The organism is Streptomyces aurantiacus (genome assembly GCF_001418335.1).
Classification (GTDB): domain Bacteria; phylum Actinomycetota; class Actinomycetes; order Streptomycetales; family Streptomycetaceae; genus Streptomyces; species Streptomyces aurantiacus.
This window is the reverse complement of record NZ_LIPP01000328.1, coordinates 1-19338: the sequence shown is the minus strand read 5'-3', so window position 1 is coordinate 19338 and position 19338 is coordinate 1. Positions and strand designations below refer to the sequence as shown.

Annotated in this window: 19 protein-coding genes, 2 tRNA genes and 1 pseudogene; 10 read left to right on the top strand and 12 right to left on the bottom strand. The window is 68.5% G+C overall.

Annotated features, from left to right (window positions below; genetic code table 11):
- The 6 genes from AOK01_RS33515 to AOK01_RS45660 all read right to left on the bottom strand — a co-directional run.
- Window positions 1-1318, bottom strand: a 1318-nt coding sequence (locus tag AOK01_RS33515) for a sensor histidine kinase (protein ID WP_063792906.1), incomplete at its 3' end; no start/stop codon positions are given.
- Window positions 1315-2055, bottom strand: coding sequence for a response regulator transcription factor (locus tag AOK01_RS33510; RefSeq protein ID WP_055518350.1), 741 nt, complete (start codon window positions 2053-2055; stop codon window positions 1315-1317). The genes AOK01_RS33515 and AOK01_RS33510, both read right to left, overlap by 4 nt.
- 117 nt (window positions 2056-2172) lie before the next feature.
- Window positions 2173-3192, bottom strand: a complete 1020-nt coding sequence (locus tag AOK01_RS33505) for an amidohydrolase family protein (protein ID WP_079103980.1) — start codon at window positions 3190-3192, stop codon at window positions 2173-2175.
- Window positions 3185-3655, bottom strand: a complete 471-nt coding sequence (locus AOK01_RS33500; RefSeq protein ID WP_342671085.1) for an antibiotic biosynthesis monooxygenase family protein — start codon at window positions 3653-3655, stop codon at window positions 3185-3187. The genes AOK01_RS33505 and AOK01_RS33500 overlap by 8 nt, the downstream gene beginning before the upstream one ends.
- Window positions 3656-3769: 114 nt before the next feature.
- Entirely contained in the window at window positions 3770-4684 is a 915-nt protein-coding gene (locus tag AOK01_RS33495; RefSeq protein ID WP_055518347.1) for a DUF2797 domain-containing protein, read from the bottom strand.
- Window positions 4684-5082, bottom strand: a complete 399-nt coding sequence (locus AOK01_RS45660; RefSeq protein ID WP_079103979.1) for an HGxxPAAW family protein — start codon at window positions 5080-5082, stop codon at window positions 4684-4686. Before AOK01_RS45660 ends, AOK01_RS33495 begins: the two co-directional genes overlap by 1 nt.
- A 202-nt stretch (window positions 5083-5284) precedes the next feature.
- Here AOK01_RS45660 and AOK01_RS33490 point away from each other — a divergent pair, with 202 nt between their 5' ends.
- Complete coding sequence (locus AOK01_RS33490) at window positions 5285-5716, top strand: MarR family winged helix-turn-helix transcriptional regulator (protein ID WP_055518345.1); 432 nt, start codon at window positions 5285-5287, stop codon at window positions 5714-5716.
- Window positions 5717-5772: 56 nt separating this feature from the next.
- Here the strand turns inward: AOK01_RS33490 and AOK01_RS33485 are convergent, their stop codons facing one another.
- Window positions 5773-6249 (bottom strand): hypothetical protein, encoded by a 477-nt coding sequence (locus AOK01_RS33485; RefSeq protein ID WP_055518343.1) that lies wholly within the window; start codon window positions 6247-6249, stop codon window positions 5773-5775.
- A 137-nt stretch (window positions 6250-6386) separates the two neighbouring features.
- On the opposite strand from AOK01_RS33485, the pseudogene AOK01_RS45655 reads away from it, so the two are divergent.
- Window positions 6387-6535 (top strand): annotated as a pseudogene (locus AOK01_RS45655) (site-specific integrase); the annotation flags it as partial.
- Window positions 6536-6987: 452 nt separating this feature from the next.
- Window positions 6988-7521: an NUDIX hydrolase gene (locus AOK01_RS33480; RefSeq protein WP_055518341.1), complete on the top strand. Its 534-nt coding sequence runs from the start codon at window positions 6988-6990 to the stop codon at window positions 7519-7521.
- On the opposite strand, the gene AOK01_RS33475 is transcribed toward AOK01_RS33480, so the two are convergent.
- A complete protein-coding gene (locus AOK01_RS33475; RefSeq protein WP_055518340.1) occupies window positions 7499-8839 on the bottom strand; it encodes an NsdA family TPR-like regulatory protein in 1341 nt (446 codons plus the stop codon). The genes AOK01_RS33480 and AOK01_RS33475 overlap by 23 nt on opposite strands.
- A gap of 114 nt (window positions 8840-8953) precedes the next feature.
- Here AOK01_RS33475 and AOK01_RS33470 point away from each other — a divergent pair, with 114 nt between their 5' ends.
- From AOK01_RS33470 to AOK01_RS42015, 4 genes are all read left to right on the top strand, one after another.
- Entirely contained in the window at window positions 8954-9196 is a 243-nt protein-coding gene (locus AOK01_RS33470) for a hypothetical protein (RefSeq protein ID WP_055518339.1), read from the top strand.
- 244 nt (window positions 9197-9440) lie between these two features.
- Entirely contained in the window at window positions 9441-9884 is a 444-nt protein-coding gene (locus AOK01_RS33465) for a glycine-rich domain-containing protein (RefSeq protein ID WP_055518338.1), read from the top strand.
- A gap of 68 nt (window positions 9885-9952) precedes the next feature.
- Window positions 9953-10789 (top strand): protein kinase domain-containing protein, encoded by an 837-nt coding sequence (locus tag AOK01_RS33460; RefSeq protein ID WP_055518336.1) that lies wholly within the window; start codon window positions 9953-9955, stop codon window positions 10787-10789.
- 114 nt (window positions 10790-10903) lie between these two features.
- Window positions 10904-11401, top strand: a complete 498-nt coding sequence (locus tag AOK01_RS42015) for a tyrosine-type recombinase/integrase (protein ID WP_281181472.1) — start codon at window positions 10904-10906, stop codon at window positions 11399-11401.
- On the opposite strand, the gene AOK01_RS33450 is transcribed toward AOK01_RS42015, so the two are convergent.
- Both AOK01_RS33450 and AOK01_RS43830 read right to left on the bottom strand, forming a co-directional pair.
- A complete protein-coding gene (locus AOK01_RS33450; protein ID WP_157871593.1) occupies window positions 11368-12165 on the bottom strand; it encodes a hypothetical protein in 798 nt (265 codons plus the stop codon). The two genes, AOK01_RS42015 and AOK01_RS33450, sit on opposite strands and share 34 nt — an antisense overlap.
- A gap of 874 nt (window positions 12166-13039) precedes the next feature.
- A complete protein-coding gene (locus AOK01_RS43830; RefSeq protein WP_157871591.1) occupies window positions 13040-13309 on the bottom strand; it encodes a hypothetical protein in 270 nt (89 codons plus the stop codon).
- 777 nt (window positions 13310-14086) lie between these two features.
- Between AOK01_RS43830 and AOK01_RS33440 the strand changes: the two genes are divergently transcribed.
- A complete protein-coding gene (locus tag AOK01_RS33440; RefSeq protein ID WP_055518329.1) occupies window positions 14087-15283 on the top strand; it encodes a site-specific integrase in 1197 nt (398 codons plus the stop codon).
- A 78-nt stretch (window positions 15284-15361) separates the two neighbouring features.
- Here AOK01_RS33440 and AOK01_RS33435 read toward each other — a convergent pair.
- Both AOK01_RS33435 and AOK01_RS33430 read right to left on the bottom strand, forming a co-directional pair.
- Window positions 15362-15434, bottom strand: a tRNA-Arg gene (locus tag AOK01_RS33435).
- 250 nt (window positions 15435-15684) lie between these two features.
- Window positions 15685-15775, bottom strand: a tRNA-Ser gene (locus AOK01_RS33430).
- A gap of 248 nt (window positions 15776-16023) precedes the next feature.
- Between AOK01_RS33430 and AOK01_RS33425 the strand changes: the two genes are divergently transcribed.
- Window positions 16024-16482, top strand: coding sequence for an SSI family serine proteinase inhibitor (locus AOK01_RS33425; protein ID WP_055518327.1), 459 nt, complete (start codon window positions 16024-16026; stop codon window positions 16480-16482).
- 289 nt (window positions 16483-16771) lie between these two features.
- Window positions 16772-19338 (top strand): PAS domain-containing protein (locus tag AOK01_RS33420; protein ID WP_157871589.1); only part of this gene is annotated, 2567 nt, incomplete at its 3' end.

The following is a 19338-nucleotide window of genomic DNA, read 5'->3' as shown; positions in this document are numbered from 1 at the left end:
AGGCACCCTGGCGGCGCACGCGCGCGGTCACCGTCGTGCCCGGTGGTGTGTGCGTGCGCGCGTTCGCGAACAGGTTCACCATGACCTGCTGGACCCGGGCGGCGTCCGCAAGGACCAGCGCGGGTTCGTCGGGCAGTTCGAGCCGCCAGTTGTGTTCGCGCCCGGCCGCGCGCGCGTCGCTCACCGCGTCCACGACCAGCGGGGACAGGTCGGTGTGCTCGTAGCTCAGCGGCCGTCCCGCGTCGAGGCGCGCGAGCAGCAGCAGGTCCTCGACGAGGCCCGTCATCCGCCCGGCCTCGGACTCGATCCGGCCCAGCGCGTGCCGGGTGTCGGGCCCGGTCTCTTCTCTCCCACGTCTGGTCAGCTCGGCGTATCCGCGGATGGACGCCAGTGGCGTACGCAGCTCATGGCTGGCGTCCGCCACGAACTGCCGTACGCGCGTCTCGCTCTCCTGGCGCGCGTGCAGGGCGCCGTGGACATGGTCGAGCATGCGGTTGAGCGCGGCACCGACCTGCCCGACCTCGGTGTGGGGGTCGGTCTCGGACTCGGCGACCCGTTCGTCGAGGGTCACCTCGCCGGTGTGGAGGGGCAGTTCGGAGACCCGGGTGGCGGTGGAGGCGACCTTGCGGAGGGGGCGCAGGGCGACGGTCACGATGGTGACCCCCGCGAACGAGGCGGCCAGGAGACCGGCGAGCGTGACGCTGACCTCGACGAGGATGAGGGTGTTGAGGGTGTTCGTGACGTCCTCGGTGGGCATGCCCACGTAGAACGAACCGTTGTCGCCGGTCTGGTATTGAACGTGGTAGTCGCCGAGGCCCGGCAGGGTGACCGTGTGCGGCTCGCCGTCCTGCGGCACACTCGCGAGGACGGCCTGCTGCGCCGAGGTGAGCGGCTGCGGATCGACGTCCGGTATCCCGTCGTCGCTCTTCGTCTTCTTGCCGACCTGCGCATCGGTGATGCTGCCGTCCGTGACCTCCGCGGCCACCGTGCCACTGGGTTGCGGACCCTGGGTGACGAACTCCGACAGCGTCCTCTTCTGCTTGTCGTCGCCACGGGGGCCGGGCTGGTCGCCGCCCGGATGCAGCGGACCCGCCGCCCTCATGCCGGTGTCCCTCAGCGTGTCGTCGAGCTGCTCGTACAGGTGGGAGCGGAGCGCGATCGTCGTGACCGTACCGATCACCGCGCACACCACCGCGATCAGCGCGACCGCCGAGACGACGAGCCGCGTCCGCAGGGTCCGAGGCTGCCGGCGCCGCTGCGTCCGCAGGGCCCGAGGCTGCCGGCGTCCCTGCGAACGCGGCCGTCGTCGCCCGCTCACGACGTCGCGGGCTTGATCAGATACCCGGCGCCGCGCCGGGTGTGAATCATCGGCTCCCGGCCGGCGTCGATCTTCCGGCGCAGATACGAGATGTAGAGCTCGACGACGTTGGCCTGGCCGCCGAAGTCGTACGACCACACGCGGTCGAGTATCTGCGCCTTGCTCAGCACCCGGCGCGGATTGCGCATCAGGAACCGCAGCAGCTCGAACTCGGTCGCGGTGAGGTGGATGCCGTCACCGGCACGCGCCACTTCGTGGCTGTCCTCGTCCAGGGTGAGGTCACCGACGACGAGCACCGACTCGGAGCGGCGGTCGGCGGCGCCGGAACGACGGATGAGGCCGCGCAGCCGCGCCACGACCTCTTCGAGACTGAAGGGCTTGGTGACATAGTCGTCGCCGCCGGCCGTCAGGCCCGCGATCCGGTCCTCGACCGCGTCCTTCGCGGTCAGGAAGAGCACGGGTACGTCGGGCAGCTCGCGGCGCAGCCGGCCGAGGACGGCCAGGCCGTCCATGTCGGGCAGCATCATGTCGAGAACGACGGCGTCGGGCCGGAACTCACGGGCGGTCTGCACCGCGCCGGTCCCGTCGGCGGCGCTGCGGATCTGCCACCCTTCGTAGCGAAGGGCCATGGACAACAGCTCGGTGATCGACAGCTCGTCGTCCACCACAAGCACGCGGACGGGGCTCCCGTCCGGCCTCAGCAGTTCGGTGCGCCCCTGGGGCGAGGTCGTGGTCATAGCGAACACATTGCTGGGCCGCCCTGAGAACACGCTTTCGGGAAGCTGTGATTTCCCTGAGAAACACACAGGCACCTCTCAGGGAACGCATGGAAACCCCCACTGAGTACCTACCTGCTAGCCGGAAAGCTCCTCGCCGGGAGACTCGCCACTTGGAGGCCTGTCACCTGGGAGTCCGCCATCAGTCGACCGCCCGCCACCAGCCAGCCCGAACAGTCGCGCCCCGTTGTCGTGGCACACCGCCCGCAGCCACTCGTCTCCCAGACCGAGCCGCTCCAGCACCCGCAACTGATGGATGTAGGGGTAGGGGATGTTGGGAAAGTCGGTCCCGAGGAGAATCCGGTCGCCGAGGCCGGAGAGGCGGGTGGGGCCAGTGGGGTGAGCGAGTCGGGGGAGCGCACGCCGGGGAAACGGGGCGAACTCCTCACTGAAGTCCGTGAACGCCATTGTCGTGTCCAGCCGCACCTCCCCGAACCGCTCGGCGAGGTCCAGAAAGTCCTCGTACTCCGGCATGCCCATGTGCGCGAACACCAGCCGCAGCCGCGGATGCCGCGCGAGCACCCGCCCGACCGGCTCCGGCCCGGTGTACTTGCCGGGCGCGGGCCCGGAACCGCAGTGGATCACCACGGGCGTCCCCGCCTCCGCCAGCAACCCCCAAGCGGGATCGAGGAGTTCGTCGGCCGGGTCGTACGCCCCCACCTGGACGTGCGCCTTGAAGACCCGCGCCCCGTCGTCCAGCGCCTTGCGCACGTACGCCGCCACACCGGGCTCCGGGAACAGCGTCGCCGTGTGGAGGCAGTCGGGGGTGCGGCGGGCGAAGTCGACGGCCCACTGGTTCAGCCACTCGGCCATGCCCGGCTTGTGCGGGTAGAGCATGGCGGTGAAGGTGCGCACCCCGAAGTCCCGCAGCAGACCGAGCCGTTCACTTTCATCGGCCCGGTAGGTGATGGGCCACTCGACGCCGCCGGTGAGGGGCCCGAGCCCGTCGAAGTACGCCCAGACCTTCCGCAGGACCGACTCGGGCATGAAGTGGGTGTGGACATCGACGAGCCCGGGAAGACCGAGGCCTTCCCAGAACCGCCGTACGTCCTCGGTCTCGTCCCCCGCCTCCGCCTCCGCCTCCGCCCGGTCAGCCATGTCCACCGGGTCCGCCCTCAAACCCACGACTCCGCTCGAAGGCATAGCTTCGCTCGACCTTGGCGACATGGAGCGTGTACCACTCGCTGCGCCCGCGCTTCTGCGCCGCCCGGTGCTCGGCATTGCTCCGCCACTCCTCGATGGCGTCCGCGTCCCGGAAGTACCCGACGGTGACGGACAGACCGCCCGGTGAACCGGCGTAGTCCATCCCGAGGTACCCGGGGATCTCCTTGACCAGCTCCTCCATCCGCTCGTTGGTCTCGCCGTACTCCCCGACGGCCGCCTCCGTCTTCACCGAGGTGAAAACGACGGCGTAGTAAGGAGGTTCGTACGCGCCGACGGGCATGACGGCGGGGGAGGAAAGGGGGACAGGGACGCTCGGGACAACGGCGGCAGCGTCGGCGGCAACGGAGGCGGCAGCAGACGCAGGACCGGCGACAGGCGCTATGGGCTGATGGCTCATGTCGCCCACTCTCGGTGCGGCCGGCGCACCAAGTCCAGAGCCTTTACCGAAGGGGATCCGCACGGGATCGATCTCTTGACCCTTCGGTCGCCCAGCCGGCCCAACTCGCCCAACTCAAAAGAGCCCGTCCTGAACCCCACCGGCCTCCCGCACTCCCCTCACTCCCCGCACAGGAACGCTGATTTCTCCCCGCTCCCGCTCTCCCTCCCGCTCCCCCTCACCCGGCCCGGTCGCACCGGTCAGCTCCCACCCCCTCATGAGCCGCGTATCGAGCACGACGACCCCCTGCCCGGTCCGAAGATGCAGATCGGGCCCGGCGGCGGCGACCAGCTCCCCCCGCACGACACCGCCGGGCGCGAGCTCACCGACGACGCCGACGGCCGACGCGAGCCCATCGAGCCCGAACACGTCCGCGTGATCGACGGCCTCGAACGGCATCGGCTCCAAGGCTTCCGGCCAGCCGTCCAGCGCCACGGCCCGCGCGTACAGCGCCCGAACCTCCGCCTGCCGTATCCCCGCCTCCGGCAGCGCGCTCCGGACGGCCCGCTTGGCGTCGTACGCGATCCGGTCCGGCACCCCCAGCGCCGTACGCAGCAGCTCCTCACTGCGCCGGGCGGACATCAGCGGCCCCCGCCCCAGCCAGGTGAAGACGACGGCTCCCTGCTCCAGCAGCCGGGCCGACCCGCGCTCGACGGCTGTGATTCCGACCTTGACCATCCCGGGTCCGAACCAGGCCAGATAGACGGAGTAGGGCCGGGGGTCGTCGGCGATGGTGTCGGCGGCGACTGAATGGGCCCGGTCCAGCCGTGCGCACTCCTCGCACCGGGCCCCGACACTCCGCCCGGACACCGCGGCCCCCACAAGACAGCTGTGCCCGCGCGCCCCCACGCACCGCCGCACCCCCTCGCCCGCGACGGCGAACGCGACCTGCTTCCCCCACGACAACGCACTACGACGCCCCCCGTCCCACGCCAGCACGGGCTCACGCCCGACCCACCGCAGCCCCGTGCACTTCCACACCTGTGCCATCACTCACGAGCGTAGACGGAGGCACTGACATCGACGCCGATACTCGGTTCCGGTGGCCGTGCCCCATTCGCACCCCTCTTCACGGCCTCCGCCGCCGAAGCCCGCCGCCCGGCCAGCCGGCACCCGACGCATCCGGGATGACCGGCCCGCGCGGCGCGATCCCGTACCCGCAAGCCCCATTCCGCCACCGGCCGGATACCGGACGGTTTGCCCCACCCGGCCAGATGGAGCCCCCAGGTCACCAGCACACTGAGCCCCACGACCCCGAGCCCCAGCCCGATCCCGGCCACGGACCCGAGACACATCCCCGCCCCGGCGACCGACGCCCCCACCACGGCTGTCGCGGTCCCGGCCCACCCGGCAAGGGTGTGCCCCTCGTCATGCTGATGCCCACTCATGTGCGTGCCTCCGACCACCCGACGCCTAGAATCTCTTAGCAAGTAAGGAATTTATCTCACACGCTAAGGGAATGGCCAGATGCCGGGTAGCGAGAAGAGGAACGGCCACGAGCTGGACGACGGAGCGAGAGGCGCCTCCCGCCCCCCGGTTACACCGGTTACACCGGCGACACCGGCGACACCGGCGGAGACCCTGTCGGCGATGGACCATCTCATCGCCACGAGCATGGTCGCGCAGCAGGAGATGGCGCAGCGTCTGGGCCTGAACGTCTCCGACCTGACCTGCTTCGGCTACGTCCTCGGGGCCGGCAAGGACCTCCTCACGGCGGGCGACCTGGCGAGCCGCCTCCACGTCACCACGGGCGCGATGACGGGCATCGTCAACCGCCTGGAACGCGCGGGCTACGTGGCCCGCCGCCCGGACCCGGCCGACCGCCGCCGCGTACGCATCGCCGCGCTGCCCGCCGCGACCGCCCGCGTCACCTCTCTCTACGGCCCTTATTACGCCCGCCTGACCGAGCAGTTCGACGGCTACTCCCCGGCCGAGATCGCGGTCCTGCACGACTGGTTCACCAGAACGGGCAAGCTCATGACCGACTACCTGGACGAGATCCGCCAGAACCCGGGACTCTGAGCCCGCCCGCGCAGCAACGACCGTGCTTCAAGAGCAGGCGTCATCAGCAGGCGTCGTCAGCAGGCGTCGTCCGCCTGCGCCCGGAACTCGGCACGACTCATGGCCTTTCCGTCGGCCCACCACTGCCCGGACGCCAGGCCCGCGACGTCCACCCCGGTGAACCTGGTGAGGCCCTTGTAGCGCACGGTGTCGTTCGGCCCGACAACGAAACTCACCGAGTAGTCCCCGTCCGATGCCAGCTCCGTGACGGAACCCGCCTTGCCCTGCCAGCCCTTCGGGAGGTCGAAGAGGCTGACCTCCTGCTCGCCGGTGACCGAACCGGGCGGCCGGTCCGACCAGCCGTCCCGGGCCGGGCGGTCCACTCCGTCGCCCTTCTCGTCACTTCCGAGGAACACGACCTCCCGGATGGGGTCGTCGTCCGAGCAGGGCCGCAGCAGCACCCGTACGTCCCTGTCCGGGCCCTTGCCGACGGCCACCAGCGGACGCTCGGCCGGCCTGCAGCCGACCACGAGCAGCACGAGAACCACGGTCACACCGGCACGGGACTGTGCGAGCCGTCTTGTCGTTGCCGGCCACGGTAGCCCTCACCTCACTCCTGGATCGATCCGCCGGTTACGGTACCGACTCGCCCTTGCAGCCACTCCCGTCCCGTCCGCCGTCGACCCAGGTCTGGCAGAACACTCACGGTCTGATCTCCACCACGAAGTACGGACCCCGATCGAGCCGGGCAACGCGACCCGCGTGTTCGCGCTGTGCGCTCGCCGTGCCGGGCTCCGAACCATCCCGCTGCGGAACACCCGGCACACGTATAGCTCGCTCCCACGCGGCCGTCCCTGTCTGTGACGACCACGGCCTGACCGCGTTCTGCTTGTTCTTGCCGGAGATGGACCTGTCCCCGTCCTTGTGCCCGGCTGCTGGTCGGCGGAGCCGGATTTCGGTGCCGCCGATAATCCCGGTCTTCCGCTGGCACCGAGATGGTCGATGACCTCGGCCAGGGTCCGCAGCCGCACACCCGGCCTGCCGGTGCACCCTCGCTCAGCGAGCAGGGGCCGCACCTCTGCGATGGCCCGAAGCCCGCAGTTTGCCAAGCTGAAGCTTCAGTAGCGTCCTTCGTCTCCACCAAGGGGCTTTTCCTGTCTGACGCTTGTTTTCCCATCCGAGTGCAGGTGACTCGCTGCGCATCTCGTCAATGTGACGCGAAAAGAGGGGAACCCCCGCCCTCCTCTCGACCGGTCTGAGATCCTGGAGACCGATCGAGAGGGGCCGCAGACATGGAGTGGAAGACCCACGGTGAGCGCCAGATCTACAACAATCCCTGGGTGAACCTGTGGTTGGTGGATGTTCAGCAGCCGGACGGGCGCCGCTGGGAGTACCACGTTGTTCGTCTTCGGCACCTGGCCGTGGCTGCCGTGGTCAACGACCGCCAAGAGGTCTTGATGATGTGGCGGCACCGCTTCATCACCAACTCGTGGGCATGGGAGCTCCCCATGGGCCTGGTGGAAGAGGGCGAGACCCCGGAGGAAGCGGCGGCGCGCGAAGTGCTGGAGGAGACCGGCTGGCGCCCTGGCCCCATCAAGCCTCTGCTCTATGCCGAGCCGGCCAACGGCATCACCGACTCGCAGCACCACGTCTTCCGCGTCGACGGCGCGACCTACTCCGGACCGCCCACGGAGAAAAACGAGTCCGACCGCATCGAGTGGGTCCCCCTCAGAGAAGTAAGGGGCATGATCGACCGCCGTGAGGTCGTGAGCAGTGGGTCTCTGGTCGGCCTGCTCTACCTGCTCATGGATGAAACGATCCGCTGACCGGTGGAAGGACTTCCCGTAGCCGGGCCTCGAAGGCCAGGGCCACGGGTTCTTGCCTGTGGGGAGCCAACTGGCCATAGAACTCCCTGAGGTGGCCCGTCACCCGCTCGGACACCACGGTCGACGCGGACTCCAGAGCTTGCGTGGCGGTGTGGCACGCCTGGTCGAGCTTGCCCTGGTCCAGTTGCGTCCGAGCCAGCCAGAACGCGTGAAACGCACGACCGCGCTGATTGGCGCGGTCTTCCCTGCGCAAGGCGTCCGCGATCAGAGGTTCGGCAGTCGCCGCTTCACCCAGCCGGCCATGGGCGATGCCCGTGTCCACGATGAGCTTCGGCTCGTCGAAGTAGGTCACCCATGACGGGTCCGGATCGCTCGTCCGGGTCTGCTCGAACTGGCGGTGCGCCTCCGTGAGTGCCCGGTGGGTGGAGGTCTGGCTGCCGAGAGAGGCGTGGGCAAAGGCTTCGCGCATGGACAGCATCGACAGAACACGCGGAGTGGTGTCGGGGGCCGAGCGGGCCTGGTCCTGCGCGGCGGTGACAAGCGCCAGGGAGTCCGCGGGCTTGTCCTGGTAGGTGGCCTGCAAGCTCATACAGGCAAGGACGTTGGCCATGAACTGTCGGTCATCGATGTGCTTGGCCAGTTGCAGGGCCTCGCTGAAGTACGTGCGGGCCTGGTTGTACTGGCGGGCGTCGAAGTAGATCCAGCCGGTGAGGCGTGCCAGTTCGGCGGCAATGCTGTAGAGGCCGTGCTGGATGGACGGCGGCCGGTTCTCCTTCATCAACCCGGCCACGTACCGGAGCTGACCGACGACGGCCAGCCTCAGGGCTTCTCCACCATGCTGGTTGTCTCGTCGCCAGTAGTCCTCGATGGAGGACCGGAACGCCGCGAGAGTAGCCGCGCTGAGGCTTGTCCGAGTGGCCATGGCCAAGATGCTGTCCACGTCCGGGCCCGGCAGAGACGCGGGTGTCTGCTGCTCCAGCTCCGGTGCCGGAAACGCTTCGCGGTCGGTGACGACGAGAACTTGAGGCGTCTCCCAGGGCCGCCGGGCAAGTCCGAGCATGTGTCCCGGAACGCGTAGGCCGTCGGCGATGCGCTCGATGACGTCCATGTGTACCAGCTGGCGCCGTCCGGCGATCACTTCGCCGACTCGGCTCGGAGTCAGGTCACATCGCCTGGCGATCATCGACGGATAGATGCCGGCTCTGGCTTTCACCAGTCGGAAGACCACAGCGAAGTCCCGTACGCGACACGCATCGATCATTTCGGGATCGGTGAGTAACCGCGCGGGCAGTTCCGGCGGCTGGTCGACTCGGGGCATCAGGGAGGCTCCCACACTGCGAAGGCTACGCAACGTCGCTGGTTCGCTACCTGCCGCGATATTACCCAAGTTGGGTAATCAGCCTGACCTTTTGGCAGAGGTGCCCGGATCGGGATGCTCCTCTGCATGGCGAGCAATCAGCAGACCAGACCAGGCATAGGCGAACTGGCGAAAGACAGTGCCCGTGGACGCATCGGCGTTGTCATGGGCAAGGTCGGCGGCCGTACGCAGATACGCCCCATCGGAGGCGGCAGGGAGTGGGACGCCATGCCGGACAAGGTGGCGGCACTCAGCGCGCGAGAGGAACTGAGCGCGCGCCTGGCCGTGAAGAACGACAACAGCCGGGTCGGGTTGTGATGCGCGCCGTCGGCCGCTGTACCGGGCTCCTGTTCATCATCTGCATCAGTGGTTCGTGCGCTTGGTGATCGACATGGCCCTCGACACCGGCCAATAGACCGGCCGCGCCGAACGGGTGCCATGTCCCGCCTTCCCGTCCCCGTTCGAGGTCGGCCTCAAAGCCTTCTTCCCGGTCGTCTATGAGCCGAGCTCGGCGGCCGGGGGGAGCTGCTCACCGCTCACCCCCTCACACCAGGAGATACGTATGACGGCAACAGCAAACGACCAGAGGACTGGCCGAATGGTGGCTGGCGAGGACCTGTTCGAGAGCCTCGCCCACTTCGTGGTCGTCCACAACGGGCAGTCGCCCGAGCGTGCCGAGCGGATCGCGGACCAGGCGGTCGCGTTCCTCGTCACCGCGGCGACCGCCACCGTCACCATGGTGCCGTCGGACGACGTGGACCTCGGCCTGCACGCGCTCATCCTCCACACGAAGGAGTACGCCGGATTGTGCGAGCAATACGCAGGACGTTTCCTGCACCACAACCCGAAGCCGGGTGGAGGGAGCCGTGATCCGAAGGTGGTCGCTGCCTCGGCGCACGCCATGAAAGCCGCCGGGTTCATGGTCTTCGACGACCTGTGGACCGTGAACGGCGAGAACCTCGCGCAGTGCGACTCGGACTGCGGCCGACCGTACGGTCAGGCGTAACTCACGACAGCGTCGGCACGGCCGGCCTCTACTCGTGGTCGGCCGTGTCGCCAGGAAGGAGAAAAACCTTGTCCGGCTCGACCCCTGAGCTACCGGTCGTGCTGCGAGATGCGCTCACGCCCACGGCTCACCATCTGATCATCAACCGCCGGGGCTCCGTGGTCTGGGAAGTCGAAAACCTCCGAGGCCACTACGCCGTGAAAGTCGGCTATCCGATCGAGGCCACAGCCGACTGGGCTGCGCAGCCCTGGACCGCCCTGGCACCCGCGCGCGAGGGCGCTGTTCTGCATCGCCTCGGCTTCGAGGACGTCGCGTACGGCGAGTGGGAGCAGGGAACCTGGAACTTCCAGCCGTGGCGGGAAGGCCCAGACCTGTATCGGTTGTGGGAACCCTGCCGTAAGCGGGACTCATCCATCGCACCGCACGCCAGCGCGGCGCTGGGATGCGTCGAAGCACTGGCCGAACTGCACGCGAAGGACTGGGCCCACGGGGACATTCAGCCCGCCCACTTCATCATCGGACCTGAACGCACCCATCTCATCGATCTCGCCCTTGCTCGGGGTGGGCGGGTGCCCCAGGGATACGACTTCCCTTTCCGCGGCTGCCTGGTCCACTACGAGGCACCGGAGATCGCGCGCAGCGTACTCGCGACCGGAGAGGCGGAGCCCACGCAAGCGGCCGACATCTACGCACTCGGTGCGTCCCTGCTCATCTCCGCCACGGGCTGGCGAGCAGTCGAGTATCCGGACGATGCTCCGCGCTCGGTACAGAGAGAGGCGGTGGCGAACGGGCAGCGGCGTCCCGTGAAGGCAGCCGGTGAACTGGGCGACCTGATCGACGCGATGCTCAGCCATGCCCCGGAGGACCGGCCCACCATCTATGAGGTGGGCAAGGCCCTGAACTGATCCACAAATCTCGTTCGTCCGGCACGGCCCATACGGCGGAGGCCGACAGCAAGCTGGCGACCCCCACGGATCACTCCTAAGTTTGGCCAGCGTTCCGGTTGATCAGATCGCGGAATCCTTGATCAGGGCCCCCAGGACTCCCGGGCGAGCGTCGGCCTACGCCGCGGTGAGCTGCTGAGGCTCCGCCGGTCGGACGTAGACCTCCACCAAGACGTCCTCGCCGTCCGGCAGGCCCTACAGCGGATCGACGGTGAACTGCCGCTCGTCACGCCGAAGACACAGCGCTCGGACCGCCGCGTGGCCCTGCCTGGCGAGTGCGTGACCGCGTTCAGGGCTCAGCGCGCTCAGCAACTCGCCGACCGGAAGGGAGCAGGCCACCATTGGAAGGGGACGGGGTCGGGGCTCGTGTTCACCACAGAGAACGGAACCCCCATCGAGTCGCGCAACCTGAACCGCTCCTTCGAGGCACTGTCGATCCGGGCCGGCGTCCGCAAGGTTCGCTTTTACGGCCTGCGGCACACCTGCGCGTCACTCCTCCACGAACAGGCCGACGCCCGCATGATCATGGCCTTTGCGCCCTACCGGCAGCCTCCGGGCGGACATGGGTTGTAGCAACCACCAGGCGGGCATCCACCCTTGTCGCCGGGGGTGTAATCCTCCTCGCCGCTACCGCTGCCGTCGTCTTCAGATGATCCGTCGTCGGGGGCGACGTAATCGGGGTCGACGTAATCCGGATCGTTCGTGGGGTCCTTATAGAGCCCCTTCGCCGAAGGACACACCTCGCCGTTCTTCACGGCGTGCAGGGTGACATCTGGTTCATACGGCAGGGCGGTCCCAGCCTTGACGCTCTGAAAGCACACCTTCCAGTTCGCGTAGTCACCGTTCTTGTTGTTCGTGTCGTCGGCCGCCTCGTCCTCGTAGGCGGCCTCAACGGCAACCTCACCAACGGCATCCCCCAACTCCTCCACTGCCTTGGCGTACGTAGTCCCCTCCACGTTCGGCATCCTGGGCCAGGGAATGCGTTGACCATCCTTCTTCGGGCACGGTGCCTCGTCCGGCACGGCAGCAAAGACGACATCGCTCAAGGTCGCCTTCTCGAAGCACACCGTCCAGTCCCCGCGCGGAGCCTCGTCCCGGTCGCTGGCGTCGTGGATCCCAACGCTCAGCCCGGCCTGCCGAGCCTGCTCCACGGCGCTATCGATGCTCTTCCCGACCTGGCTCCCGGCCGGGCTCGGAGCGGCCGTGACAGTGACCGTCGCATCCGGCGCCGACGCCGCGTCGTCACAGTCGTCGCCACAAGAGCTGAGTAGAAGGAGGAACAGCACCACGGCCAAAGCAATTACGCCACCGAACCATCCTTTTTCACCCTTGGTCATTGCCAATGCAGTGATACCCCCCTGGTTCACGTGATCGATCCCCGGGAGCCCCGCCGGGGGTGCGGAACTACTCGCCCAGCCGAGGCATCCGCCAGAAAGGCGGCGCGCACGTCACCTTCAGCAGCGGCCAGGGCGTGATGATCCGCGCGTATCGGGTTCTATCGGAACGAGAGAGAGGATGGCAACAGATGAGACGAAAGGCGGTGATCTGAGCACTTGCCTTGCCACCGTGCGATCCACGGTTACCGTCAGACACCGCCGTCAACGCAAAAGCCAGAGGCCCCGTGGATTCCTCCACGGGGCCTCTGGTCTGCTGTGCACTCGGCAGGATTCGAACCTGCAACCTTCTGATCCGTAGCTCTAAATAGATCGGTCAGCCACGGGCCTACGGGCCGCGCTTCGGGCCCTTAAGGGCTCCGGACGGGATCGGTTGCTGTACTTCGCTGCTGTACAGCAAAGAGGAGCTGCACTCAGCTCGACACTGCCCCGCCCGCGAAGCCGACTGCAAGGTCTCCCAGTACGTCGCAAAGGGCGCTCGCCCACTGTTTCATCCTGCTCGACTTCGGTTCATCAGCCATACGGTTCTCCTCATCGCCTGTCTCCATGGTCTGGTCGTTGGTGCTCAACCTCGATGCCAGAACCTTGCAGATGATGGCTACGGAGAGGGGCAGCACGAGACCCGGCAGCAGTGCCGAGCTGAGTGCAGCTTCAAACAGATCCTATGGGACGGGCCCGCCCACAATCGCTTGCGGACGGACCTCATCCTTATCAGGTCGATCGAGGCGCCCTAATGAGCCTAGTGCTCGGTGGCGTAGCAGCCCAGGACTGGTCGCCGCGGTCCGCCTCAATCCGCCTTCGTACGCGGTTGTTGGTGTCAGCCGTTGGTGTCAGGAGTATCGATGGGTTTGACACACGGCTGCGGGAGACGCAAGGCAATCGCCTGCACGACGACAAGCACGCTCACAGCAACCACCAGCCAAGTGGCTTGACGCAGAACGCCAGACGCCGTGTCGCCATTGATCACGCACGCTGCGACTAGAGCCAGCGGCAGCATGATCTTCTTGCAGCTGTCAGTCCCTCGTGCGAGAGTTGAAAGAAGGTGGGTGTCAAGCACCGACAGTCCACCGAGACCCGGGATGGGCATAGTCCTCCTTGGTTGTCAGAAGGACGCGCCCGGAGCCTCTTCCCAAAGGCGGGCGCGTCCTTCGGTGTTGGTGCTTCATACGATATGGGACACCCCCGACAACCGGTGCTCGTCACCTGCAAGTCGCGAACGTGAGCACGGTGTCTCACCTACGCCTAACTCAGCCTAACAATGCCTAACTTGAGCGTTCAGACGTCAACTCGCTGACCTGCGGGAACTCATTGCCGTATCACATCACCCTGACAAATCTGCCCACATACACTAGTCGACACATGTAGTGTCAGGTTAACTTGATGGCATTTGCGCTAATTTGAACAGTGTCGAGGGTCACACAAAATAGTGCGAAGCCCACCCTTCAACCTCAGCCCACCACTCTCCTTAGCTCCCATCCTGTCCGCCGTCGACCCACACACCGTGGAGCGGGCATGGTTCAGGGCATCAAGGTGGAGCGCGCCACTGTACGAACGACCTTGACGCCCTGGGCCGCGACTGCTCGGCTCTGCCTGGGTCGGCGGTGGACAGGATGGGAGCTCCCCGCGCACGCCCCACTCGGCCGGCACCCGCGAACGGCGCCCCCTCCATCCCGGAGTCGGAGCGCCCCCGCCGGAGGCATGTCCGTGGCCGTGACTGCGCTCGTACGGTGCTCGCCACTCGTCGACCCGGCCTATCCACGCGTGGGCGCGCGTCGGCGCAGCACCCGCAGCACGGGCCGAAGGCAGGAGCGCGGAGGGCAGCGGAGCCGGGAAGCGCGCCCGGCGGAGCGGAGCGCAGCCGGACTTGATCTACCCGTACAAGAAGGGGTACGCGGCCTACGTCTGGGTGACCAAGCCGGACGGCAAGCGGGCCCGCAAGTACGCGTACGGCAAGACCCGCGAAGAGGTCCATGAGAAGTGGCTCGCGCTCCACGCGGAGGCAAAGAAGGGTCCGGTCGCCACTCGTCATCGGACGCTGTCCGCCTTCCTCGCGTACTGGCTCGACTCGATCGTCAAGCCCACTCTGGCTCCCCTGTCGTACGTCTCGTACGAGGGTTACGTGCGCCTTTACATCGCCCCGTACCTGGGCGCGAAGCGGTTGGACAAGGTGACAGTCCGGGACGTGCGCGAGTGGCTGACCGAGTTGGCGACCGTCTGTCAGTGCTGCGCGCAGGGGAAGGACGCCAAGCGGGAAGCTCCCCGCCGGAAGTGCTGCGCAGTCGGTGACTGCTGCGAGTCGTACCCGTCCCGGCGAGTGATCCAGGGTTCCCGCGACGCTCTGCGGGCTGCGCTCACCCATGCGGTCACCGAAGAGGAGATCAGCAAAAACGTGGCGTCGTTCGTGAAGGTGCCCAAGCCTCGTCGTCGCCGGATCAAGCCGTGGTCCGTTGCTGAGGCCGGCCGGTTCCTTGCCGATGCCGCCGCTCGGGACGATCGCCTCTTCGCGGCCTGGGTCCTCGTGCTGTGCCTCGGGCTCCGCCGCGGGGAGGTCCTGGGCCTGACGTGGAAGTCCGTCGACTTCGAGCGGGGGGAACTGTACGTCGATCACCAGATTCAGCGCGCGGGGCGGCAGATCCTGCACCGTGAGACCAAGACGGAGGACTCGGACGACTTCTTGCCTCTGCCGGCGCTCTGCCTCAAGGCGTTGCAGATGCGCCGTGCTCAGCAGGCTGGCGACCGGAAAGCCGCCGGGGAGGTCTGGCAGGACAGTCATGGGCTGATCTTCACTACGAAGTACGGCACGCCGATCGAGCCGGGCAACATGACCCGCATGTTCGCGCTGCGTGCTCGCCGTGCCGGGCTCCGGGTCATCCCGCTGCGGAACACTCGGCACACGTGCAGCTCGCTCCTGGTGGCGCTGAAGGTGCACCCGAAGGTGGCGCAGCGTATCCTCCGGCACTCGCAGATCGCCATGACGATGGAGGTCTACGCCGAAGCGAGCGAAGAGCAGGTGCGTGCCGCGATCGGCCAGCTGTCCGACGCCATGGGCGGTACCGGCTGACACGGTTGCTGTACTTCGCTGCTGTACGCCTCTGAAACGCCAAAGGCCCCGGATCACTCCGGGGCCTTTGAGCTGCTGTGCACTCGGCAGGATTCGAACCTGCAACCTTCTGATCCGTAGTCAGATGCTCTATCCGTTAAGCTACGAGTGCTTGTGTGTTCTGTTGTGTTTGCTCTTCCTTCCGGACTTTTCTACCCGGTCGGCGTTGCGGGAACAACATTACATGACTGGCGGCGTGAGGCGAAATCCGTTTGCCGCACCCAGCCTGACCTGCGGAAACGACCTGAAGGCGGGCCCTGTCGCCGCCCCGTGGAGCCCCGCGAACGATCAAGGAAGAACGGTCACGGTCACGGAACGGGTGAAGCCCCGGTCACGGGTGACCGGGGCTTCTTGATCTTCCGCGGAGGCGGAGGGATTTGAACCCTCGATGGGATTTGCGTCCCAAACCGCATTAGCAGTGCGGCGCCATAGACCGGACTAGGCGACGCCTCCAGCACAACCGTCCGCGCGAGCGCGAATGGTGCGTGCAGATGATGACACAGCCGAGCGGGCTGTCACCAATCGGTCCCCACGGTACTAGGCGGAAAGGTCCGAGAGCAAAGCCTTAGCCTGCGGCGCATCGTCATGCGACGGACGGCGTTAGAGCAGTGGGGCACCCGCCCCCCGGCGGAGAGCCACCCGCGGAGAGCCACCGGCTCCCCGAGTTCCGCACGGAACCGCCCGCACCCCGTGGAGCCCCCATGCTGCGTCGCATCGCCCTCACCGTCGTCGCCTCCGCCGCCGCGTCCCTCGCCGCGCTGTCCGCCGCGCCGCCGGTCGCGTACGCGGACTCGTTTCCGCTCATGCCGCCGCCGGCACTCGGGGCGGACGACGGCGACCATCTCACCGTGACGGTGAGCGAGGCGGGTGAAGGCAAGGACGGGACGTTCGAGCTCGACTGCCATCCGGCGGGCGGCAGCCATCCCGACGCCCGGGCCGCCTGCGAGCAGTTGGACCGGAACACCTCGTGGGGCGAGAGCCCGTTCGCACCGGCGCGGGAAGGCGGGATGTGCACGATGCAGTACGGCGGTCCGGCCACCGCCCACGTCACGGGCACCTGGGCAGGGCGTCCCGTCGACGCGACGTACCAGCGCGGTGACGGCTGCGAGATCGCGCGCTGGGACGCCCTCGTCCCCGTACTTCCCGATCTGGGCGCGTAGGCGTATGGGCGTAACGGGCGTATGAGTGCCTGTGGACGTGGACGGACGCTCAGGCGAGGCACAGCTGGCTCATTGGTTCGGCCGACGGGCGGGGGCGGCGAAACGCACGGTCACAGGTTCTCCGTGCCTTCTGCGTCTGTTCTGCGTCCCCTCTACGTGCGACCTCCCTCTCATCCGGCGTCGCCGGCGCAACCACTGCCCGTAGACTCCCCCGCGTGACACGTCGCGGACCCGTTGGCAAGATGGCTACCGCGATCGGCAAGGTGCGGTAACAGGGAGGAAGCGTCTCGTGAGCAGCAGGCCATCCCGAGGCGCTGCTCGCCTCGCAGCCATACTCGACGCGCTTCCCGACGCGTTGGTGCTGGTCAACGCCAACGGAACGGTCGTCAACGCCAACACCATCGCCCTGGAGGCCTTCGAGGCCCCGGGCACCGCGCTCGTCGGGCGCGGACTGCTCGATCTGCTGCCGCAGTTCGACTCCCGGCTCATCCCCGGCACGATGCGGCGCCCCGAGACCGTCGACGAGAGCGGCCGCACCCGGCCGACCCGGATGATCGCCCGCCGCACCGACGGCAGCGAGTTCCCGGTCGAGGTCACGAGCGCGAACCTGGAGAACGGGCAGCAGGCGTACGACGGTTACGGCTACACCGGCGACGAGCTGCTGATGCTCGTCGTACGCGACCTCTCCGGCACCGTCGACACGGAGGCCGAACTCGCGCGTTCGCAGCGGCAGACGGAGATGATCCTGCGTGCCGCCGCCGAGGGTGTGGTGGGCACGGACACCGAGGGACGGGTCGTCCTCGTCAACCCCGCCGCCGCCCAGATCCTGGGTTTCCGGGCCAGCGACCTCGGCGGGCAGGAACTGCACCCGCTGATGCTGCACTCGCGCGCGGACGGCGAGCCCTTCCCGTACGAGGAGTCGCCGCTCGCCGACACCCTGCGCTCCGGGCGCAAGCACCGGGTGCGCGGGCAGGTGCTGTGGTCGAAGAGCGGCGACAGGGTGCCGGTGGACCTGACCACCGCGCCGGTTCGGGACGGCGACCAGCTCGTCGGGGCCGTGATGACGTTCACGGACCGGCGGCCGTACGACGCGCTCGCCGAGGAGAAGGACGCCGAGGCCGAGCGTCACCAGCAGGAACTCGCGCAAGCCGCCCAGGCACACGCCGAAGAGCTGGCCTCGCTGCGGGAGGAGCACGCCAGGGTGCTCGCCGGGCTGCGCGAGGAGCACGAGGAGGAGCTGGCCGCCGGGGACGACCGGTACGCGGCCCTCGCCGAGCGCGAGAAGGACAGCTACGAGGCACTGTCCGCGCGGCACGAACAGCTCCTGGCGGTGCTGGGACGCTCCCTGCGCGGACCGCTCGACCAGCTGCGCGGTGAACTCGCGACCCTCGCCGCCGACGACGCCGGGCAGCTGTGGCCCGAGGCCAACCAGGTGCTGCACCACCTGTCGGCCGGCTACGCGCGCATCACCACGCTCGTCGACAACGTGCTCGCCTACCAGAGCCTCGATTCGGGCACCGAGGGTGTCACCCGTACGAAAGTGATGCTGGACGCGGTCGTCGCCGCCGGTGTCGACGGGGCCGTCGAGCTGATCGGGCCCGGACGCGTGCAGTTCGCCGTGCACGCGCCGCCCATCGAGGCCGAGGTCGACCCGCAGCGCCTCGCGACCGCGCTCGCGCACCTCATCGCGGATGTCGCGGGCGTCGACTCCACGGGCAACTCGCCGGCCTCGGCCGGCGGCTACATGGACAACACGGTCGTCGTGGCGGCCGCGCAGCGCGGTGAGAGCGTACGGATCGAGGTGCGCGGGCCCTACACCGGGGGAGACCCGGTGCACGAGCCGATCGTGCGCGGGATCGTGCGTGCGCACGGCGGAGTGCTGCAGACGCACGAGGTCCCCGGGATGAGCGGCAGCGCCTTCGTCCTCGAAGTGCCCATCGGGGGCGGGGCCGGGTCCGTCCCGGCCGCCGGTCCGGCCCTTGGTTCCGCCCCTGGTTCGGCCGCTGGTCCGGCTGGGGGAACGGGCTCCGGTGAGGTCGGTTCCGCTCTCGCGCTGCCCGAGCAGGGCTCCCCGCAAGGGGGCAACCGGCAGCAGGATTCCCCGCAGGGCGGCGGCCGTCGGCGGGCTCGGCGCGCCTCCGTCGACGCGTTCCTGGAGAGCGAGGTCGGACCCGCCACGGAGACGGCTGTGCCCACCGGGCGGCGCAGGCGCGCCGCGGGGGACCGGGAACAGTTGGCGCTGCCTGCTCAGGCCTCCGCGGACGAGGGCGGTTCCGAGGACAGCGGTGGGACCGGTGGGACCGGTGGAACCGGACGGAGGCGTGGGCGGCCGAGCCCCGTCGAGGGCGGTGGCGTCTCGGCGGACGGTGGGGTCTCCGAGGGCGCGGTCGTGACCGCCGCCGAGCACGCGGCCGGTGCCGCGGCCACGGGACTCGGGCAGACCGTGCCTCCGCAGGGCGTGCCCACGCCCGTCGACGGACGGCGTGCGCTCCAGGACGGCGGCGGCCGACAGGCCCTGCCGGCCGCGCTGCCCGCGGCGCCCTCTCCCTCCCCCGTTTCCACGCCCACTCCGGACACGGGTACGAGTACGGGTGCGGGCGGGAACCCCGATGGTGGCGGAGCCGCTCAGCCGACCGGGCGGCGTCGGCGGGCGCTGGCCGCCGCGGCCGAGCGTGCGGCGGCCCAGGAGGCGGGACCGCGCGCGGTGTTCGCACTGCCGCCCGCCGAGGCGGACCGCTCTCCCGAGTACCCCGCCCAGTACGCCGACGGGCGCCATGACGTGGCCCTGCACGACCCTGCCGACGATCACACACCTCCCCAGCCGCATCCGGTGCAGGCTCCCGGCGGGCGCCGACG